This window comes from Streptococcus devriesei DSM 19639 (assembly GCF_000423725.1).
Lineage (GTDB): Bacteria > Bacillota > Bacilli > Lactobacillales > Streptococcaceae > Streptococcus > Streptococcus devriesei.
On record NZ_AUIN01000002.1, the window covers coordinates 15,165 to 35,061 of the forward strand.

Annotated in this window: 15 protein-coding genes, 1 other RNA gene and 1 pseudogene; 14 read left to right on the forward strand and 3 right to left on the reverse strand. The window is 43.1% G+C overall.

What is annotated here, in order from left to right:
- The first annotated feature begins 472 nt into the window (after positions 1-472).
- From G573_RS0100460 to pepC, 3 genes are all read left to right on the forward strand, one after another.
- Positions 473-1,933: a nicotinate phosphoribosyltransferase gene (locus tag G573_RS0100460; RefSeq protein ID WP_027974882.1), complete on the forward strand. Its 1,461-nt coding sequence runs from the start codon at positions 473-475 to the stop codon at positions 1,931-1,933.
- Positions 1,930-2,754, forward strand: a complete 825-nt coding sequence (gene nadE, locus G573_RS0100465; RefSeq protein WP_027974883.1) for an ammonia-dependent NAD(+) synthetase — start codon at positions 1,930-1,932, stop codon at positions 2,752-2,754. Before G573_RS0100460 ends, nadE begins: the two co-directional genes overlap by 4 nt.
- Before the next feature lie 136 nt (positions 2,755-2,890).
- Positions 2,891-4,225 carry an aminopeptidase C gene (gene pepC, locus G573_RS0100470; RefSeq protein ID WP_027974884.1) on the forward strand — a complete coding sequence of 445 codons (1,335 nt, stop codon included), beginning with the start codon at positions 2,891-2,893 and terminating at the stop codon, positions 4,223-4,225.
- 417 nt (positions 4,226-4,642) lie between these two features.
- Here the strand turns inward: pepC and pbp1a are convergent.
- Both pbp1a and recU read right to left on the reverse strand, forming a co-directional pair.
- A pseudogene (gene pbp1a, locus G573_RS0100475) lies at positions 4,643-6,620 on the reverse strand (penicillin-binding protein PBP1A); the annotation flags it as partial.
- Between the two features lie 73 nt (positions 6,621-6,693).
- Positions 6,694-7,287, reverse strand: a complete 594-nt coding sequence (gene recU / locus G573_RS0100480) for a Holliday junction resolvase RecU (protein ID WP_027974886.1) — start codon at positions 7,285-7,287, stop codon at positions 6,694-6,696.
- An 82-nt stretch (positions 7,288-7,369) separates the two neighbouring features.
- Between recU and G573_RS0100485 the strand changes: the two genes are divergently transcribed.
- The 5 genes from G573_RS0100485 to G573_RS0100500 all read left to right on the forward strand — a co-directional run bounded on the left by G573_RS0100485 (position 7,370) and on the right by G573_RS0100500 (position 11,638).
- A complete protein-coding gene (locus G573_RS0100485; protein WP_027974887.1) occupies positions 7,370-7,891 on the forward strand; it encodes an SLOG family protein in 522 nt (173 codons plus the stop codon).
- A gap of 105 nt (positions 7,892-7,996) precedes the next feature.
- Positions 7,997-8,335: a cell division regulator GpsB gene (gpsB, locus tag G573_RS0100490; RefSeq protein ID WP_027974888.1), complete on the forward strand. Its 339-nt coding sequence runs from the start codon at positions 7,997-7,999 to the stop codon at positions 8,333-8,335.
- 17 nt (positions 8,336-8,352) lie between these two features.
- Positions 8,353-8,718, forward strand: an RNA gene (rnpB, locus tag G573_RS11165) — RNase P RNA component class B.
- Between the two features lie 59 nt (positions 8,719-8,777).
- Positions 8,778-9,932, forward strand: a complete 1,155-nt coding sequence (locus G573_RS0100495; RefSeq protein ID WP_027974889.1) for a THUMP domain-containing class I SAM-dependent RNA methyltransferase — start codon at positions 8,778-8,780, stop codon at positions 9,930-9,932.
- A 17-nt stretch (positions 9,933-9,949) separates the two neighbouring features.
- The gene (locus G573_RS0100500) at positions 9,950-11,638 is read left to right on the forward strand and encodes a cell division site-positioning protein MapZ family protein (protein WP_027974890.1); all 1,689 of its coding nucleotides are present in this window, start codon (positions 9,950-9,952) and stop codon (positions 11,636-11,638) included.
- 89 nt (positions 11,639-11,727) lie between these two features.
- Here the strand turns inward: G573_RS0100500 and G573_RS0100505 are convergent, their stop codons facing one another.
- Positions 11,728-12,210, reverse strand: a complete 483-nt coding sequence (locus G573_RS0100505) for an S-ribosylhomocysteine lyase (protein WP_027974891.1) — start codon at positions 12,208-12,210, stop codon at positions 11,728-11,730.
- Positions 12,211-12,353: 143 nt separating this feature from the next.
- Between G573_RS0100505 and G573_RS0100510 the strand changes: the two genes are divergently transcribed.
- From G573_RS0100510 to rsmB, 6 genes are all read left to right on the forward strand, one after another.
- Positions 12,354-13,961 carry a ribonuclease Y gene (locus G573_RS0100510; RefSeq protein ID WP_027974892.1) on the forward strand — a complete coding sequence of 536 codons (1,608 nt, stop codon included), beginning with the start codon at positions 12,354-12,356 and terminating at the stop codon, positions 13,959-13,961.
- Between the two features lie 265 nt (positions 13,962-14,226).
- Complete coding sequence (gene gmk / locus G573_RS0100515) at positions 14,227-14,853, forward strand: guanylate kinase (RefSeq protein ID WP_027974893.1); 627 nt, start codon at positions 14,227-14,229, stop codon at positions 14,851-14,853.
- A gap of 22 nt (positions 14,854-14,875) precedes the next feature.
- The gene (gene rpoZ / locus G573_RS0100520; RefSeq protein ID WP_027974894.1) at positions 14,876-15,193 is read left to right on the forward strand and encodes a DNA-directed RNA polymerase subunit omega; all 318 of its coding nucleotides are present in this window, start codon (positions 14,876-14,878) and stop codon (positions 15,191-15,193) included.
- 41 nt (positions 15,194-15,234) lie between these two features.
- On the forward strand, positions 15,235-17,619 hold the full coding sequence (locus tag G573_RS0100525) for a primosomal protein N' (protein WP_027974895.1): 2,385 nt from the start codon (positions 15,235-15,237) through the stop codon (positions 17,617-17,619).
- A 37-nt stretch (positions 17,620-17,656) separates the two neighbouring features.
- Positions 17,657-18,592 (forward strand): methionyl-tRNA formyltransferase, encoded by a 936-nt coding sequence (gene fmt / locus G573_RS0100530; protein ID WP_027974896.1) that lies wholly within the window; start codon positions 17,657-17,659, stop codon positions 18,590-18,592.
- Complete coding sequence (gene rsmB, locus G573_RS0100535; protein WP_051175678.1) at positions 18,546-19,892, forward strand: 16S rRNA (cytosine(967)-C(5))-methyltransferase RsmB; 1,347 nt, start codon at positions 18,546-18,548, stop codon at positions 19,890-19,892. Before fmt ends, rsmB begins: the two co-directional genes overlap by 47 nt.
- The last annotated feature ends 5 nt before the right edge of the window (positions 19,893-19,897 follow it).

Here is a 19,897-nt window from a genome sequence, read left to right on the forward strand (position 1 = left end):
TTTTTAATACTCTGTGACAATCAAAATACCTTGTTAACCTCAGCTTGCTATACCAAGTACAGCCTGCGTCTTGACTGTCTTTCTTTGAGTATAATATGTTTAAAGATCCGGATTTTTCAAGCAACAAAATGCAGCTGTCACCTAAAAGAGAAAGGGAAGCTGATTTTTTGTGAATGTTCTCACTTTAGCTTATCAGCCGGCAATTTTGTGATATAATAGTAGCCATAAACATAATTAAGCACGGGCTAAAATCCTAGTAAAAAAGATAAACGTCCTTGTGTCTTAGCGACACCGCGTCCGTTTCCTATTTTTATACGGATTTCTTAACGCCCTTAGTATCTTGTTAATTGAACACGGCTACGACACTGTGCAAAAAGATAAAGACTTCCTAGATGCTAAGCATCTTCGTCAGCTTTCCTATTTTGCTGTGTGTCGCTTACGCCTTTGTATCTTAATAAAAAGGAGAGTATGTATGTATAAGGATGACAGTTTAACCTTACATACAGATTTGTATCAAATCAATATGATGCAGGTCTATTTTGACCAAGGTATCCATAATAAAAATGCTGTTTTTGAAATCTATTTTCGCAAGGAACCCTTTGCAAATGGCTATGCCGTTTTTGCAGGTTTAGAGCGGATGATTGCCTATTTGCAGGGATTAAGATTTTCAGAGACAGATATCGCTTATTTAGAAGATCTGGGTTATCCGGAAGATTTTCTTGCTTATCTTAGAAATTTTAAACTGGAATTAAGTGTAAGATCGGCTAAAGAGGGCGATCTGGTTTTTGCCAACGAGCCCATCGTTCAGATTGAAGGCCCGCTTGCCCAGTGTCAGCTGGTTGAAACGGCTCTTTTAAATATTGTCAATTTTCAAACCTTGATTGCCACGAAAGCAGCCCGCATTCGCTCAGTAATTGAAGATGAGCCGCTTTTAGAATTTGGCACCCGGCGTGCGCAGGAATTGGATGCAGCTATTTGGGGAACACGGGCTGCTGTTATCGGCGGTGCCAATGCAACCAGCAATGTCCGCGCCGGAAAACTCTTTGGTATTCCTGTTTCCGGTACACATGCCCACGCTCTTGTTCAGGCTTATGGCAACGATTATGATGCCTTCATGGCTTATGCCGGAACTCATAAGGACTGTGTATTTTTGGTTGATACCTATGATACGCTTCGTCTGGGCGTGCCCGCTGCTATTCGGGCAGCCAATGAATTGGGCGATAAGATTAACTTTTTAGGTGTGCGGATTGATTCCGGAGATATGGCTTATCTGTCTAAGAAGGTGCGCAAGCAGCTGGATGAGGCCGGCTATCCTCATGCTAAGATTTATGCTTCTAATGATCTTGATGAAAATACCATTCTCAACCTCAAAATGCAAAAGGCCAAGATTGATGTCTGGGGAGTTGGCACTAAGCTAATAACAGCTTATGATCAGCCGGCTCTGGGAGCTGTTTACAAGATTGTTTCCATCGAAGATGATAAGGGCGTTATGCAGGATACCATCAAACTCTCCAATAATGCTGAAAAGGTCTCAACACCGGGCAAAAAACAGGTTTGGCGTATCACCAGCCGTGCTAAAGGAAAATCAGAAGGCGACTATATCACTTTTACCGATATTGATGTCAATGATCTGGAAGAGCTGGATATGTTCCACCCAACTTATACCTACATCAATAAAAAAGTGAAAAACTTTGATGCAGTGCCGCTCTTGGTAGATATTTTTGACCGCGGCCGTCTTGTTTATGATCAGCCAAGTCTGCAGGATATCCAAGATTACGCCCGCAAGGAGTTTGATAAATTGTGGGATGAGTACAAGCGTGTTCTCAATCCGCAGGATTATCCGGTTGACCTTGCGCGTGATGTTTGGCAAAACAAGATGGACCTTATTGATCGTATCCGCAAAGAAGCCTATGAGAAAGGTGAGGTTCAATGACTTTACAAGAAAAAATAATTGCTCAGCTCGGTGTCAAACCCAGCATTGATGCTAAGGAAGAAATTCGCAAGTCAGTTGACTTTTTAAAGGATTACCTGAAAAAACATACCTTTTTAAAGAGTTATGTCTTAGGCATTTCCGGCGGACAGGATTCCAGTCTGGCCGGTCGCTTGGCTCAGATTGCCATAGAGGAGCTGCGCAAGGAAAGCGGCAATAATGACTACCGCTTTATTGCCCTGCGCCTGCCCTATGGTGTTCAGGCAGACGAAGCAGACGCCAAGCGTGCTCTTGACTTTATTCAGCCGGATATCAGCCTGACAGTGAATATCAAAGCTGCTGTTGACGGTCAGGTGGCTGGTCTTGAGGCGGCCGGAGTAGCTATTTCTGATTTTAATAAGGGTAATATCAAGGCTCGCCAGCGTATGATTACCCAGTATGCCGTTGCCGGTGAAAATAGCGGAGCTGTCATTGGAACCGATCATGCTGCCGAGAATATTACAGGCTTCTTTACCAAGTTTGGAGACGGCGGAGCAGATATTTTGCCGCTTTACCGTCTGAATAAGCGCCAAGGAAAGCAGCTGTTGGCCGAATTAGGAGCAGATAAAGCCTTATATGAAAAGATCCCGACTGCAGACCTTGAAGAAAATAAGCCGGGGCTGGCCGATGAAGTAGCACTCGGAGTCAGCTACAATGATATTGATGACTATCTTGAAGGGAAAACCATTTCTCCTGAAGCTAAGAAAAAAATCGAAAATTGGTGGCACAAGACGGAGCATAAACGCCATCTGCCCATTTCCATTTTTGATGATTTTTGGCGCTGAACATTAGGGCAGAAAAAGCAGAGAAAGACAGAAAAAAGCCTAGAAACAGCAGGCTTTTTCAGATATCTCAGCTGCTGTGAAACTTAAAAGCAGCAGCTGGAGTTTCATGTTGATAGTATAAGAAAGGGAGATTATCTTGTCAGAATTAACAAAAACATTTACAGATAAATTATTTGAGCAATATGAAGCAAATGCTAAATTTCAGGCAGTCGAAAATGCCGTTACTCACAATGGCCTGCTGAAATCGCTGGAAACACGTCAGAGTGAAATTGAAAATGATCATGTTTTTTCAATTGATCTGACCAAGGATGAAGTTGCCAATCAAAAAGCGTCCGGCCGCTGCTGGATGTTTGCGGCTTTGAATACTTTCCGCCATAAACTGATTGCCGATTTTAAATTAGAAAATTTTGAACTGTCTCAGGCACACACTTTCTTTTGGGACAAATACGAGAAAGCCAACTGGTTTTTCGAGCAGATCATTGCGACGGCAGATCAAGACCTTGGCAGCCGCAAGGTGAAATTCTTGCTTGATGTTCCGCAGCAAGACGGCGGTCAGTGGGACATGGTTGTAGCCTTATTTGAAAAATACGGTGTGGTTCCTAAATCCGTCTATCCTGAGTCTGTATCGTCAAGCAACAGCCGAGAACTAAATCAATATCTCAATAAGCTGCTGCGTCAGGATGCGCAGATTTTGCGGGAATTAATTGCTTCCGGCGCTGACGAAGAAGCGGTTCAGTCCAAAAAAGAAGCTTTCTTGCAAGATGTTTTTAACTTTTTAGCCATCAATCTTGGCTTACCGCCGCGCAGCTTTGACTTTGCCTACCGCGACAAGGATAACCACTATCAATCTGAAAAAAATATAACACCGCAGGCCTTCTATCAAAAGTATGTCGGTCTTAAGCTCTCAGATTATGTTTCCATTATCAACGCTCCGACAGCTGACAAGCCTTACGGTAAGTCCTATACTGTAGAAATGCTGGGAAATGTTGCAGGCAGTCCTGCTGTCCGCTATCTCAATCTGGATATGGCACGTTTCAAGGAATTGGCCATTGCTCAAATGCAGTCGGGTGAAACCGTATGGTTTGGTTCTGATGTTGGTCAGGTTTCTGATCGGCAAAAAGGTATTTTAGCGACCAATACTTATGATTTTGCATCAAGCATGGATATTGAACTGACGCAGGATAAGGCTGGGCGCCTTGATTACAGCGAAAGTCTGATGACCCATGCCATGGTTCTGACCGGTGTTGATTTGGATGAAAAAGGCCAAGCTGTTAAATGGAAGGTCGAAAACTCATGGGGGGATAAGGTCGGTCAAAAAGGCTACTTTGTTGCTTCAGACGCTTGGATGGATGAATACACTTATCAGATTGTTGTCCGCAAGGATCTGCTTACGGCTGAAGAATTAGCAGCCTATGAGGCTGAGCCAATCGTTCTTGCGCCTTGGGATCCAATGGGCGCCTTGGCTAAGTAATCTCTCAAGCTATTGGTGGTCTTTAGCAGGCTGATTTTCAGCGGAATCAAAAGAACCCGTTTTAAGTCTGCTGTTCAGCTCTAGCTCGTTAACAAGTATGAGTATGTATTATCTTGAAAAATAGAGCCTAAAAAAGATACTTGGACGTTAAGTCTTCAAGTATCTTTTTTCTTATATCATGAAACGTTTATTCAGAACCGGATGATGCAGCAGCAGAGGTTGCTTCACTGTTTGCCGAGGAAGCTTCACTGCTTTGCGGAGCTTGGGTAGCCGGCTGTTCTGTTTGTTCCTGATCGGAATTTTGCTCATCATCTTGATTGTCGGTGTCCTCTTCCTCGTCGCTGTCAGCATCATCATCAGCTGCTGACGAGCCTGAGGTTACCGGAGCAGCACCGTAGCGGCTGTTTGAACCGGAAGAACCATTTAAGTAGAGATAACCGCCGCTGCGATAGAGCCCGTCAGGCATCACCCAGTCAGAATTGCCTGAGCTTGATAGATAAGACATCATAGCCCGGTAAACCTGAGTGGCTATTTTCAAACTTTCCCCATAAACAGGTTTCAGACGATCCTTGTAGCCTGTCCAAACGGCCATTGAGTACTGCTGTGTGTAACCGACGAAGTTTTCATCGGGAGCTATTGTACCAAGTCCGTATGGATTAATACCGTATTTTTCAGCCATTTCAGTCAGTTCGTGATCATCATAGTTTGATGTACCTGTTTTACCAGCCTGATAGAGACCTGGAATGGCAGCTTCTGTCCCTGTACCATAGGTCAGTACAGTCTTCAGCATGTCTGTCATCATATAAGCCGTTGTCTCTTTCATAGCTCGGTTACCTTTGGCATCATAGGTTTCTGATGTACCGTCGCTAAATTCTATTTTATTGACATACTGAGGTTGGTAATAAGTACCGCCGTTGGCAAAGGCCGCAAAGGCCGCAGCCATTTTTTCACTGCTGGCTCCGTATTTTTGGTCAGCGCTGCTGGTATTACTTGAGATGGCATTTGAATAACGCATTTCCGGATAGTCAATTCCAAGACCGTTTAAGAAGCCTTTAGCAGTATCCAGCCCGGCAGCATCAAGGGCTCTTACAGCAGGAACGTTACGGGATTGCTGGATAGCTGTTTGGATGGTCATCCAGCCGTTGTAACGGCGATCCCAGTCATAAACCTGAGTGGTTGTTCCCGGATAGTAGTAAATGGAGTCATTGAGCATTTGTGCTGTGGTGGTGAAGACTTCGCTCTCTAAGGCAGGACCGTAAGCCGAAATCGGCTTCATGGTTGATCCCCAGTCACGGTCTGTCAAGACTGCCTGGTTGGTACCAAAAGAAACTTTAGTGTCCTGATTGCGTCCGCCAAGCTGAGCGATGACTTTACCGGTAGTAACGTCCATAACAGTTGAGGCAACTTGGAAATCAGCATCCGGATAGGCAACGTATTGATCGGTATTGTAAATATTCCAAAGGTACTGCTGCGCATCAGCGTTGACATTTGTATAGACTTTCATGCCGGCTGAGAAGATATCCTGACCGGTACGTTTCTTGACTTCAGCGATAACTTGCTTCAGGTAGTTATCCATGTATTTTGGATAGCTTGAAGTGCGTTTGAGCTCTTGCAGACCATCTGAAATCGGTGTAGCAACCGCAGTGTCGTATTCAGACTTAGTAATTTTTTTATGTCTGTACATTTGAGACAAAACAGTGTTTCGTCTGTTAGTTGCTGCTTTTGGCCGAGCGTAAGGATCATACTGCGTCGGAGCCTGCGGAATCCCGGCTAAGGTTGCCAGCTGAGCGATAGAGAGATTTTTAAGGTCTTTTCCGTAGTAGGATTTAGCAGCCGTACGCATACCGTAGTTGCCGTTCCCCATGTAAACCTTATTGATATAGAAGGTCAAAATCTCTTCTTTTGTGTATTTTCTTTCCATTTGCAGCGACAGCCAAACTTCCTGAGACTTACGCTTTAAGGTTTGGTCCGATGCTTTGGTGGAGAAATATGCCAGTTTAATCAGCTGCTGATCGAGTGTTGATCCCCCTTGAGTGGATTTACTGACCAAGTTATTCCAAGCTGCACCAATAATCCGATAGATATCAACCCCGCGATGTTTGAAAAAGCGGTGATCCTCAATAGAGGTTACAGCATTGACCAAATTGATAGGAATATTGTCAGAAGAAATACTCTCACGTTTTTCAGCTCCCAAATCGGCAATCAATTTATTGCTGCTGTCATAGACCAAACTGGAATTGGTTGCCTTGAGCTTGGTCTCAGAGAGTTTAGGGGTGCTGCTGACGTAGTAGGTAAAGAGGAGTCCCCCGATAATAATAGCTAAAATAACGGCGCTTAGAATAATGCCAAGTCCATATTTTAAAACTTTTAATCCAAAACGCTTATCGAATTTCACGTTTTTAAAACTGGATTTATTAAATTTGAGATTTTTTAATTTGGATTTGTCAAATTTCAATTTATTTTTAATTTTAATCACCGCCTAAAATATTTTTTTCAAGAACGTCTAAATAAGGAACTTGAGGAAATGCTGACTCATTGACCTGATAGCCGTTTTTTTTGATATAATCAAGTGGCATAGACTTCCCGCCCTTATCAATCTGATAAAAGCGAATCAGGTGGGAAGCAGGAAGCAAATAGGTTTCTCTAAGTGTTGAAAAATGCAGTAAGACAAAACAGATACCCTGTTGGTCTAAAACTTGTGACATATGCTTGATCTGATGAGCATGAAAATTTTTCATGGGTATCGATGTTTTATGTCTCGTTTCTTTCGCCTCGAAATCGATGTAATATCCCTTATAAACTCCTGAATAATCTGTCGTTGAGGCCTGTCTGAAATAGGCTTCGACAATTTTAGCGCGACTCCTCTTAGGATAATCCACCCTTACAATTTGAACAGGTGTCGGCTTCTTGTGGATAACAGCAATCTGCTGGGACAGATAATATTCATTTGTCGCATTGATCGCTGCTTCAAAGGACATCCCTCGATTGGCAAAATCAGTTGTTTTAGCCGTTTGGTCAGGCCTGCTTTGTTTACGAATTAAATGATGCGGATAGTTGACCATAGTTCTCCTAACTCTGCAATAAAGTAAAACATAACATAAAGCATATCCTATTATATCATAAATTTAAAAAGGAAAACAGTCTATGACCGCAATTCTTATTACTGGTTACAAAAGTTTTGAATTAGGAATTTTTAAAGATAAGGATCCTAAAATACCAATTATCAAAAAAGCCATCAAACGCGACCTCCTTCGCTTTTTGGATGAGGGAGCAGACTGGTTTATTTTTCTGGGAAATCTGGGCTTTGAATACTGGGCGCTGGAAGTGGCTTTAGAACTCCAAAAAACATATGACGTTCAGTTGGCTACCATTTTCCTTTTTGAAAATCATGGACAGAACTGGAATGAAAGCAATCAGGAAAAACTGGCGAAATTTAAACAGACAGATTTTGTTAAATATGTCTATGATAGCTATCAAAATCCCAGTCAACTCAAGCAGTACAATCAATTTTTGCTGAACAATACAGACGGTGCCTATTTATTTTATGACGAAGATAAAGAAACGAATCTCAAATATTTGTATCAAATGATCAAGGCTAAAGATACTTATCCGCTGAAATGTCTTACTTTTGAAGAATTAAATGATATCGTGCAGGATTTAGATTAGAATTTGTACATAAAAGACTTGATTTTTAAATTAATTTTCTGTATGATTATGAATGATAGTGTAGGCCAGTTCTACACATAATGATATGTTTGGAGAGATGAACGAATGGCAAGTATTATGTACACCCCTAAAGATATTTTTGAACAAGAATTCAAATCGAGCATGAGAGGCTATGACAAAAAAGAAGTTGATGAATTTCTTGATGACATCATCAAGGATTATGAGACTTACATGTCAACGATTGAAGAGCTCCGTCAGGAAAATGCTCGTTTGAAGGAAGAAGTCAAGCAGGCTAAAAAACGTCAGGAGACCGTTCATCCGTCAGCGGCATCGGCTTCTGCTGTAGGTTCCAGCCATGTGGCGACAACTGCAACAAATTTTGATATTTTGAAGCGTATCAGCCGGCTTGAAAAGGAAGTTTTCGGCAAGCAAATTACCGAATAAAAAGGGAGAACTGTGCAATTTTTGGATAATCGCGTGGTAGTTTTATCATGAGGAAAGTCCATGCTAGCACTGGCTGTGATGCCGGTAGTGTTTGTGCTAGGCGAACAAATAAGCCTAGGGATGTGTTTTGCACATTACGGCGGATAAAATCACTAAGTCTTCGGATAGGTGAGAGTCATCCTGAAAGTGCCACAGTGACGTAGTTTTTGCGGAAACGTAAAAAGTGGAACGCGGTAAACCCCTCAAGCTAGCAACCCAAACTTTGGTAGGGGCATGGAAGAGCCGGAAGCAGAACGGTCTTTTCTGACTGCATAGCAGTAGACAGATGATTATCGAAGAAGGTGAGACCTAGTCACCTTTGGAACAAAACATGGCTTATAGAAAATTGCATAATAGGTGAGCTAGCGATTTGCTAGCTTTTATTGTCATTTAGTGAGGAATTATGAAAAAATCTTTTGATTTAATAGCAACAGCGGCAGCAGGAATTGAAGCAGTTGTCGGCAAGGAATTAAGGCAGCTGGGAATTGACTGTCAGGTGGAAAACGGCAGAGTTCTTTTCAAAGGAGACATCGAAACAATCGCTACAGCAAACCTGTGGCTGCGCTCGGCAGACCGTATTAAGATTTTGGTTGGAGAGTTTCCGGCTAAAACCTTTGAAGAGCTTTTTCAGGGGGTCTATGCTCTTGACTGGGAAAGCTATCTGCCTTTAGGCTGCCGCTTTCCTGTGGCTAAGGCCAAGTCTGTTAAATCCAAACTGCACAATGAGCCCAGCGTTCAAAGCATCACGAAAAAGGCAGTTGTCAAAAAACTGCAGAAGCATTTTCACAGGCCTGAAAACATCCCCCTGCTTGAAAACGGACCTGAATTTAAGATAGAAGTATCCATTTTAAAAGACAAGGCCAGACTGATGATTGATACAACAGGGTCCAGTCTTTTTAAACGCGGCTACCGAACAGACAAAGGCGGAGCACCGATTAAGGAAAATATGGCTGCCGCTATTCTTTTGCTGAGCAACTGGTTTCCGGATAAATCTTTTGTTGACCCGACCTGCGGTTCGGGAACGTTCTGTATTGAAGCTGCTATGATTGGCATGAACATGGCACCGGGCCGTAACCGTGATTTTGCTTTTGAAAAGTGGCCTTGGGTGGATAAGGACTTGGTTGATAAGGTGCGCAAGGAAGCAGATGAAAAAGTGGATTACGATGCAGAGCTTGATATTTCAGGATTTGATATTGACGGACGGATGATTGAGATTGCTCAAAAAAATGTCAGAGAAGCCGGACTCGAAGATGTAGTCAAATTGAAACAAATGCGCCTGCAAGACTTTAAAACCGATAAAATCAACGGTGTTATTGTCTCCAATCCTCCTTACGGGGAGAGATTGCTTGATGACAAAGCAGTTGACATTTTGTATAATGAAATGGGTAAAACTTTTGCTCCTTTGAAAACCTGGAGTCAATTTATTTTAACCAGTGATGAGGATTTTGAAGAAAAATTCGGAAGAAAAGCAGACAAAAAACGTAAACTTTACAATGGAACCTTAAAAGTTGATTTGTATCAGTTCTACGGTCAGCGTGTCAAGCGCGTGCTAAAATAGAAAGGCGGAAACATTGCGTGTCCAAGGAAGAAAATAACTCAGTAGAGAACACGGAAAATGCAGAAAAACTTGATTTTCAAGATGCCAAAGACATGACAGTCGGTGAGGCTGTACGCAAGGATTCTGAAATCAAGGCAGGTGTAACGGAAGACGATGGCGTGCTTGATCGCTATATAAAGCAGCACCGTGATGAAGTTGCGTCACAAAAATTTGATACCAAAAGTGATGATTTTCAGAACATCGATACCAGTGCGCTGGATAATTTCATCAAACAGCAGCGTCAGGAATTAGCTGATACCGGCTTAATTGATCCTATAGAAGAAGATGATCCTGCTGATAAAGAGCCTGAAGATCCGAAAGCTGCAGCTGAAGAGGTTCATCATGAGCATGAATTGGAAGATACCATTGTTGCTCCGGCTGTTAATCCTGATCAGGAAGTCTGGCATAAGGCAGAATTTGATGATGTCCCTTTGACAGACACGCAGGAAAAAACAGTTCCTTTGGAAGAGCAAGAGGAGGCTCCTGTTCCGGCTGCTTCCACTTACAGCAGAAGCGGTGCGGCTTCTGATGATTTATTTGATGACTTTGATGAAGATGACGAGCCTGAAGAAAAGCCCTTTTATAAGCGTAAGCGGGTTATTATTCCCTCTCTTATTGTCCTTTGCTTGTTAGCCGGCGGCATAGCTTACGGTGCCTATCAATTTAGCAATCAGCCAGCTAAAACAAATAAAACAACAAAGACATCAACATCGACAAAGAAGAAAACAGATTTTGCCGCAGTATCGGAAACATTTGAAAAATCGTATGCAGCTTTCTTTGCAGATGCTAAGCGCGTTAAACTGAAAAACAGTCAGTTTGCCAACATGCCTAAGCTGGAAAAAACGTTAAAAAAACTTAAGGGCAGCAAGTATTATGATGAGGCTAAGAAGAAATATGACAGCCTCAAGCGGCAGTTTTCAGCCATTAACGCGGTAAATGGGAAATTTAAGTCCAATGCGATTGTTGATGGTGCTAAAAAAGCGGCAACTGTTAAAGATGACGCCAATTTTGATGATATTTCAGAAAAAACCTTAAACACAGGCAACGCTACCTTGGATGCACTTTTGAAATCCGTCATTGCTGACGGCCGCAAACAGTTGGAAGCTAAGAAAAAAGCGAACAACGCAGCCTCTTCACCTGCTGCAAACACTAACAGCAATAATGCTGCCCCAAGCTCAGGCAACAGCGGGCAAAATGCTCAGAATTCAGCATCTGATTCAGCCAGTTCGGCAGCTGCTGATAACTCATCTAATTCAGCGGCTGGCAATAATAAGGCACCAAGTGCACCGGCACAGGCAGCTCCAAGCAGCGGATCTTCCAATGCCGCTTCTTCATCCGGCGCTTCCGGTCATGGTATTTCTAATTATGAGGTATCTAAGCTTCAGCGGAACCGCAGCCGTGTTCCTTATGATCAGGCAAAAATTGCTGACAGCGGAAATCCGGCTTGGACCTTCAATGCAGGTGTGTTGGAAAAGATTGTTGCGATTTCACAAAAACGCGGTTACATTACCGGCAATAATTATATCCTTGAAAAAGTTAATATCATTAACGGCAACGGCTATTACAATATGTTCAAGCCAGATGGAACCTACCTTTTCTCTATTAATTGTAAGACGGGCTACTTTGTCGGTAATGCTTCCGGAAATTCGGACAAATTAGATTTTTAAAAAAAGCAAAAAAGCGACTGTCAATTCCGCTGGATTCAGCTAGGGGATTTGGCAAACTCGCTTTTTTTAATTGAGCAGATTTTTAGTAATCAGACAAGATGGCGCTCAAAAGGATCATCGGAAATGCCCTGCTCGAGAATAAGAGCTGACCATTCTTTAGCGGAAAAAAGGCTGTGATCCTTGTAGTTTCCGCAAGATTCAATAGTTGTCCCGGGAACATCTTCCCAGGATGTAACTGTGGCAATCTCTTCCAAACTGGACTTGATGACTTTGGCAATTTCTGTTGTGGTATGACTGCCCCACATGATAAGATGAAAGCCGGTGCGGCAGCCAAAAGGTGAGCAGTCAATCATACCATCAATCCGTTCGCGGATGAGCTTAGCCAGCAGGTGTTCAATCGTATGAAGGCCGGCGGTTGGGATAGAGTCCCTATTAGGCTGCACCAAGCGGATATCGAAGTTTGTAATTACGTCGCCCTTAGGCCCCTTATCTTCTGAAATGAGACGGACATAGGGGGCTTTTACGGCTGTATGATCCAGTTCAAAACTCTCAACAATAACTTTTTTAGACATAATGTTCTCCTTTGTCAATTTACGATAATCATATCATAAATTAGGAAATACTGCTGATAATTTTATTGTGGAAAATGATATTTTATGATAAACTATAATTTGGATTTTCTAATTGAAATCCAATAAAATTTTTGAGGTAAAACATGTTAAATATTCTTTTAGCACTTGTTTTCTCCCTCATTGGTTTGGTTATTGGCTATGTTGTCATTTCAGCCCGATTAAAAAAGGCTAAAGAAACAGCAGAGCTGACTCTTTTAAATGCAGAACAAGATGCTGTCAATGCTCGGAGCAAGGCGGAAATGGATGCCGAGCATATTAAAACAACAGCAGAACGTGAGAGTAAGGCCTATAAAAAGGAATTGCTTTTAGAAGCAAAAGAAGAGGCTAGAAAATATCGCGAAGAGATTGAAAAAGAATTTAAATCTGAAAGACAAGAGCTCAAGCAAATGGAAACACGCTTAACCGAGCGTGCAAGCTCTCTTGACCGTAAAGATGAGAATTTAAGCAGTAAAGAACAGTTGCTTGACAGCAAAGAGCAAAGTCTGTCCGATAAATCTAGACATATTAATGAGCGTGAGCAGCAAGTTGAACAATTAGAACTTGAGAAAACCCAGGAGCTGGAAAGAGTAGCAGCTCTCAGTCAGGAACAAGCGCGTGATATTATTCTTTCTGAAACAGAAAAAAACTTGTCACACGATATTGCTAATCGCATTAAAGAAGCTGACCGTGAAGTGAAAGATAAGGTTGATAAGACCGCTAAAAATCTATTAGCTCAGGCTATGCAGCGATTGGCAGGAGACTATGTCACAGAACAGACGATTACGACTGTTCATCTGCCTGATGACAGTATGAAGGGCCGGATTATCGGCCGTGAAGGCCGTAATATCCGAACGCTGGAGAGTTTGACCGGAATTGATATCATTATTGATGATACTCCGGAAGTTGTAGTATTATCAGGGTTTGATCCGATCCGCAGAGAAATTGCGCGAATGACCTTGGAAGCTCTTATCCAGGATGGCCGCATTCATCCGGCTCGAATTGAAGAATTAGTTGAGAAGAACCGTTTGGAAATGGATAACCGCATCCGCGAATACGGTGAAGCAGCTGCTTTTGAAATCGGCGCTCCAAATCTTCATCCGGATCTGATTAAATTGATGGGACGTCTGCAATTCCGTACGTCTTATGGTCAAAATGTCCTGCGCCACTCGGTTGAGGTCGGGAAATTGGCCGGGCTGCTTGCCAGTGAACTGGGTGAGAATGTTGACTTGGCTCGCCGGGCAGGTTTTCTTCACGATATTGGAAAAGCTATTGACCGTGAGGTTGAAGGCAGTCACGTTGAGATTGGTACAGAATTTGCCCGCAAGTATAAGGAACATCCGGTCGTTATCAATACTATTGCCAGCCACCACGGCGATGTTGAACCAGAGTCAGTTATTGCTGTTCTGGTAGCTGCAGCAGATGCTCTCAGCTCTGCCCGTCCCGGTGCCCGCAATGAATCTATGGAAAACTACATTAAGCGTCTGCGTGATCTGGAAGAGATTGCAACCAGCTTTGAAGGTGTGCAAAACAGCTATGCCCTTCAGGCCGGACGTGAAATCCGCATCATGGTAGAACCTGCCAAACTGTCGGATGATGATGTAACTATCATGGCTCATAAAGTCCGTGAGAAAATTGAAAGCAATCTGGATTATCCGGGTAATATTAAAGTTACGGTTATTCGTGAACTGCGTGCCGTTGACTATGCCAAATAAGATTGAGCTGCTGACTTAATAGGTTATTGCAGAGCAAATGTGAGAGAACAAAGCAAATTGATATCTTCAAGGAATCAATAACGCTTTGTTCTTTTTTTCTTCAAGAACGGTCTTTGTCTGTATCTCCAAAAAGCGCAGCAGTCAGGCGGAGATTTTTCGCCAGGTGTGGTTTTGCTTGTCTTTTACGAGCGCAGACGGGTAAAATTTTCTTGATAAACAAGTGGCTTTTTGTTAAACTAGAAACAGAAACTTTAAGGAGCTAAAAATGTCTGAACGTGGTTTGTTAATCGTTTTTTCAGGACCTTCCGGTGTTGGCAAGGGAACTGTCAGGCAGAAAATTTTTTCAACACCTGACCATAAATTTGAGTATTCGGTTTCAATGACAACGCGTCCGCAAAGGCCCGGTGAAACTGACGGTGTTGACTATTTCTTTCGGACACGTGAGGAATTTGAAGAGCTCATCAGACAAGGCCAGATGCTGGAGTATGCAGAATATGTCGGCAATTATTACGGAACACCCCTGACTTATGTCAATGAGACGCTCGATAAGGGAGTTGATGTTTTCTTGGAAATTGAAGTTCAAGGAGCGCTTCAGGTCAAGAAAAAAGTTCCGGATGGCGTTTTTATCTTTCTGACACCGCCTGATTTAGCCGAGTTAAAAGATCGCTTGGTGGGCCGCGGAACCGACAGTCAGGAAGTCATTGCCCAGCGTATTGAACGTGCCAAAGAAGAAATTGCTCTTATGCGCGAATATGACTATGCTGTGGTTAATGATGAGGTTGACTTGGCTGCGGAGCGCGTTAAGCATATTATCGAAACAGAGCACTACCGTGTCGAACGCGTCATCGGGCGCTATGATAAAATGATTAAAGAAGAATTACCCTTAAGATAAATTAGAAAAGAGAAAAAGACCTATGATGTTAAAACCTTCGATTGATACTTTATTAGATAAAGTACCGTCAAAATATTCCCTTGTTATGCTGCAGGCTAAACGTGCCCATGAGCTTGAAGCCGGTGCGAAACCAACACAGGAATTTTCATCCGTGAAACCAACCCTTCAAGCGCTTGAGGAAATTGAATCAGGCAATGTTGTTATTCATCCTGACCCAGAAGGAAAGCGGGCAGCTGTTCGTGCCAAAGCTGAAGCTGAACGTCTGGCTAAGGAAGAAGAAGAGCGCAAAATCAAGGAACAAATTGCTAAAGAAAAGGAAGAAGAAGGTGAAAAAATCTAAGGTTGGCAGCAATCTTAGATTTTTCATATTTGAGGTAGATGATGGTAAAAATTGCAGAGGTTATTGTCGATGTGCCTTTGATGCAGACGGATAAACCTTTCTCTTATAAAATTCCGGAAGAACTGTCATCGGTCCTTGTGGCAGGTTCCCGTGTTCATGTTCCTTTTGGCAAGGGAAATCGTCTGCTGCAGGGGTTTGTAGTCAATATTGCTGAAGGAGAAGATGAGCATTTAAAGTCTTTGGCAGAAGTTTTAGATCCAGAGCCGGTGCTCAATCAGGAACAGCTGCTGCTGGCAGATCAGCTGCGCAGGACGGTTTTTTCTTATAAGATTTCGATCTTGAAATCGATGATTCCAAGCCTTTTAAATTCAAACTATGATCGGCTCCTAAAAGCCCAAGATGGCTTGTCTCAGGCAGATAAAATACTGATTTTTGGCGGCAGAAAAGAAATTAATTTCTCACAGTTAAGTCAGGAAGCTCAGCTGAAAAGTCTGCGTTTGATTCAAGCCGGGAAAATTGCTGTTTCTTACATTGCCAAAGATAAAAAGAGCATTAAGACACAAAAGTATTATGAAGTGGATCTGGAAAAATTAGCAGCCTTAACGGTCAGCAAACGTGCCAAAAAGCGGCAGGAGTTAAAAGACTACCTGATTAAACATCCGCAGAATCAGGCGCTTTCTGAGCTGTTTTCCCTTTTTTCGCGGGAGGTTGTCAATTATTTCATTTCAGAAGATATCCTTAAAATATCGGAAGTAGAAGTCAACCGCAGCGCTGCTTACTTTGCAGATGTTCCCCAGTCTGACTTTTTGGATTTGAATGAAGAACAGCAGGGAGCGGTTGAAACCATCACAGCTGCTATTGGACTAGGCAGTAAGCCCTACTTGTTAGAGGGGATTACCGGCAGCGGGAAAACGGAAGTTTATCTGCATGTTATAGACAGAGTCTTGAAAATGGGAAAGACAGCCATTGTTTTGGTGCCTGAAATTTCCTTGACCCCCCAGATGACCAATCGTTTTATTTCTCGCTTTGGCAGTCTGGTAGCCATTATGCACTCCGGCTTGTCAGACGGTGAGAAATTTGATGAATGGCGCAAGATAAAATCCGGTCAGGCTAAGGTTGTTGTCGGTGCACGTTCAGCCATCTTCGCACCTCTTGAAAATATTGGTGCCATCATTATTGACGAGGAACACGAAGCGAGCTATAAGCAGGAGTCAAATCCTCGTTATCATGCGCGTGATGTTGCCTTGCTGCGCTCTGAGTATCACAAGGCCGTACTTGTTCTGGGCAGTGCTACGCCCAGCATTGAAAGCAGAGCTCGAGCCAGCCGCAATGTCTATCAACTGCTGAGACTGTCCAGGCGAGCCAATCCTTTGGCTCAGGTGCCTAAGGTAGAAATTGTTGATTTCCGCGATTTTATAGGACGGCAGGAAGTGAGTAATCTAACGCCGGTATTGATTGATAAGATCAAGGAGCGCTTAGACAGGCAGGAACAGGTTGTGCTTATGCTCAATCGCCGCGGCTATTCCAGCTTTATCATGTGCCGTGACTGCGGCTATGTTGATAACTGTCCTAACTGTGATATTTCCTTAACCCTGCACATGGATACAAAAACCATGAACTGTCATTACTGTGGTTTTTCTAAGGGCATTCCGCACACCTGTCCCAACTGCGGCAGCAAGAAGATTCGCTATTATGGAACCGGGACACAAAAAGCTTATGATGAATTGCTGCAAGTGCTGCCTAAAGCCCGGGTGCTGCGCATGGACGTGGATACGACAAGGAAAAAAGGGGCACATGAAAAAATTCTTCGAGCTTTTGGCAAAGGAGAGGCAGATATCCTTCTGGGCACCCAGATGATTGCAAAGGGTCTTGATTTTCCGAATGTCACCTTGGTGGGCGTTTTGAATGCGGATACTTCTTTAAATCTGCCTGATTTTCGCTCCAGTGAACGGACTTTCCAGCTATTAACTCAGGTGGCCGGCAGAGCAGGGCGGGCTGATAAGCCCGGGGATGTTTTGATTCAGACCTATAATCCAAATCATTATGCCATTCAAATGGCTAAGGATCAGGATTATGAAGCTTTTTATCACTATGAAATGGCCATTCGCCGAAGTCTGGCTTATCCGCCCTACTATTTTACGGTGGGGCTGACGCTGTCACATAAAGATGAGCAAGAGGTCATTAAAAAAGCTTATGAAGTAGTAGGTCTGCTTCGGACTGAACTGACCGATAAGATTAAAATTTTAGGACCGACGCCAAAGCCTATCGCGAGAACACATAATCTATATCACTATCAAATTATTATTAAGTACCGCTTTGAAGAGCACTTGGAATCTGTTTTGAACCAGATTCTGGATTTAACGCAGAAAAAAGAAAACCGTAATCTGCGCTTGATTATTGATCATGAGCCGCAGAGTTTCATGTAAGAAAGTTTCAACTATCAACACGATTAACGAGGTGAATATGACAAAATTAATTTTTATGGGGACGCCCGATTTTTCAGCGACTGTTCTCAAAGGTCTCCTGGCAGACGGCCGCTATGAGATTTCAGCAGTTGTCACTCAGCCCGACCGAGCTGTCGGCCGTAAAAAAGAAATCAAGATGACGCCTGTAAAGCAAGTAGCTTTGGAGCACGGCTTGAACGTTTATCAGCCTGAAAAACTCTCAGGCTCTCAAGAGCTGACTGAGCTGATTGACTTAGGAGCAGATGGCATTGTCACCGCAGCTTTTGGACAGTTTTTGCCGATGAAGCTGATTGACAGTGTTGATTTTGCTGTCAATGTTCACGCGTCACTGCTGCCCAAATACAGAGGCGGAGCTCCTATCCACTATGCTCTTATCAACGGAGACAAGGAAGCCGGTGTAACGATCATGGAAATGGTTAAAGCAATGGATGCCGGTGATATGGTAGCCTCGGCGTCAATACCGATCAGCGATGATGATAATGTCGGAAGTTTGTTTGAAAAGTTAGCTCTGTTGGGGCGGGATCTGCTGCTAAAGGTGCTGCCGGATTATATTGCCGGCAGGATCGAACCTACAGCCCAGGATGAAAGTCAGGTCAGCTTTTCACCCAATATTACCCCTGAGGAAGAAAGAATTGACTGGAATAAATCTGCCCGTGCTATTTTCAATCAGGTGCGGGGTATGAATCCTTGGCCTGTTGCCCATACTCTTTTAAATCAGCAGCGCTTTAAAATCTATGAAGCAAAAGAAGCTGAAGGTCAGGGGAATCCCGGTGAAATCATTGAAAAGACGAAGAAAAAGTTAGTTGTCGCTGCAGCTCAAGGGGCTCTGTCTTTGACAACGGTGCAGCCGGCCGGCAAACCCAAAATGAGTATTGTTGACTTTTTGAATGGCTTGGGGCAAAAGCTTAAAGTGGGTGATTATTTTGGAGACTAAACAGCTTGCACGCAGCGGTGCTCTCGCTGTTTTGGCTGAAATTTTTGACAAGGGAGCATACAGCAATATCGCCCTTAATCATTATCTGACAAAGCACCGGCTATCGCAGCAGGATAAGGCTCTTCTGACAGAGCTGGTTTACGGAACGTTAACGCGGAAAATCACTCTGGAGTGGTACTTGGCTCACTATATTGAAGACCGTGAAAAAATAGATACTTGGATTTATTATTTATTAATGCTCAGCCTTTATCAGATTCTTTATCTGGATAAGATTCCTGAGCATGCTATTGTCAATGATGCGGTAACGATTGCCAAAAAGCGGCATCGAGGAGCTGATAAGCTGGTCAATGCTGTTTTAAGGCAATTTTTGCGGCAGGAAAAACCGGATATAACAGCTATTAAGCGAAAGAACAAGCGCTATTCGGTGGCTTATTCGCTGCCGGTCTGGCTGGTCAAGAAAATGATTGATGAATTCGGCGAAGACAGAGCTATTGCCATGTTTAAAAGCCTTTTAGTCCGCAGCAAAGCCAGTATCCGTGCAGTCAATCCGGCTGAATTAGAGACAGTAAAGCAGCTGACTGGTGCAGATAAGTCTTTACTGTCTCCGGTGGGGCTGGTCAAAGCGTCCGGTAATTTTACCGGCAGCGATCTTTTTAAAGAGGGAAAAATTACCATTCAGGATGAAAGCAGTCAGCTGGTCGCACCGACTTTGAGCATTCAAGAGAATGACTGTGTTCTTGATGCCTGCAGTGCTCCCGGCGGCAAGGCGGTCCACATGGCTTCTTATCTGAAAAGCGGTCAGCTGATCGCACTGGATTTGTACGATCACAAATTAAAGCTAATCAGAGACAATGCAGAGCGCCTCAAACTTGCAGACAAAATACAAACGCAAAAATTGGATGCCAGAAAAGTTCATGAACACTTTGCTCCTGATACATTTGATAAAATTTTGGTGGATGCGCCCTGCTCAGGAATCGGGCTGATCAGGCGCAAGCCTGATATTAAATACAATAAGGAAAATAAAGACTTTGTCAGCCTGCAAAAAATCCAGCTGGAAATTTTAGATAGCGTTTGCCAAACCATAAAAAAAGGTGGTATAATAACATACAGTACGTGTACTATTTTTAAAGAAGAAAATCAAATAGTACTTAAGCAATTTTTGGATAACCATCCGAATTTTGAACAGGTTAAATTATATCATGAGAAAAAGGATATTGTTGTTGATGGCTGTCTTGTGATTACGCCTGAGCAATATCTTACAGATGGCTTTTTTATCAGCCAAGTAAAGCGGATTTCATAGAATTT

Excerpts from the sequence above, each read along its gene's own strand:
- G573_RS0100460 (WP_027974882.1), top strand. The coding sequence starts at position 473 with ATGTATAAGGATGACAGTTTAACCTTACATACAGATTTGTATCAAATC.
- nadE (WP_027974883.1), top strand. The coding sequence starts at position 1,930 with ATGACTTTACAAGAAAAAATAATTGCTCAGCTCGGTGTCAAACCCAGC.
- recU (WP_027974886.1), bottom strand. The coding sequence starts at position 7,287 with ATGGTCAACTATCCGCATCATTTAATTCGTAAACAAAGCAGGCCTGAC.
- G573_RS0100485 (WP_027974887.1), top strand. The coding sequence starts at position 7,370 with ATGACCGCAATTCTTATTACTGGTTACAAAAGTTTTGAATTAGGAATT.
- gpsB (WP_027974888.1), top strand. The coding sequence starts at position 7,997 with ATGGCAAGTATTATGTACACCCCTAAAGATATTTTTGAACAAGAATTC.
- G573_RS0100495 (WP_027974889.1), top strand. The coding sequence starts at position 8,778 with ATGAAAAAATCTTTTGATTTAATAGCAACAGCGGCAGCAGGAATTGAA.
- G573_RS0100505 (WP_027974891.1), bottom strand. The coding sequence starts at position 12,210 with ATGTCTAAAAAAGTTATTGTTGAGAGTTTTGAACTGGATCATACAGCC.
- G573_RS0100510 (WP_027974892.1), top strand. The coding sequence starts at position 12,354 with ATGTTAAATATTCTTTTAGCACTTGTTTTCTCCCTCATTGGTTTGGTT.
- gmk (WP_027974893.1), top strand. The coding sequence starts at position 14,227 with ATGTCTGAACGTGGTTTGTTAATCGTTTTTTCAGGACCTTCCGGTGTT.
- rpoZ (WP_027974894.1), top strand. The coding sequence starts at position 14,876 with ATGATGTTAAAACCTTCGATTGATACTTTATTAGATAAAGTACCGTCA.
- G573_RS0100525 (WP_027974895.1), top strand. The coding sequence starts at position 15,235 with ATGGTAAAAATTGCAGAGGTTATTGTCGATGTGCCTTTGATGCAGACG.
- fmt (WP_027974896.1), top strand. The coding sequence starts at position 17,657 with ATGACAAAATTAATTTTTATGGGGACGCCCGATTTTTCAGCGACTGTT.
- rsmB (WP_051175678.1), top strand. The coding sequence starts at position 18,546 with ATGGCTTGGGGCAAAAGCTTAAAGTGGGTGATTATTTTGGAGACTAAA.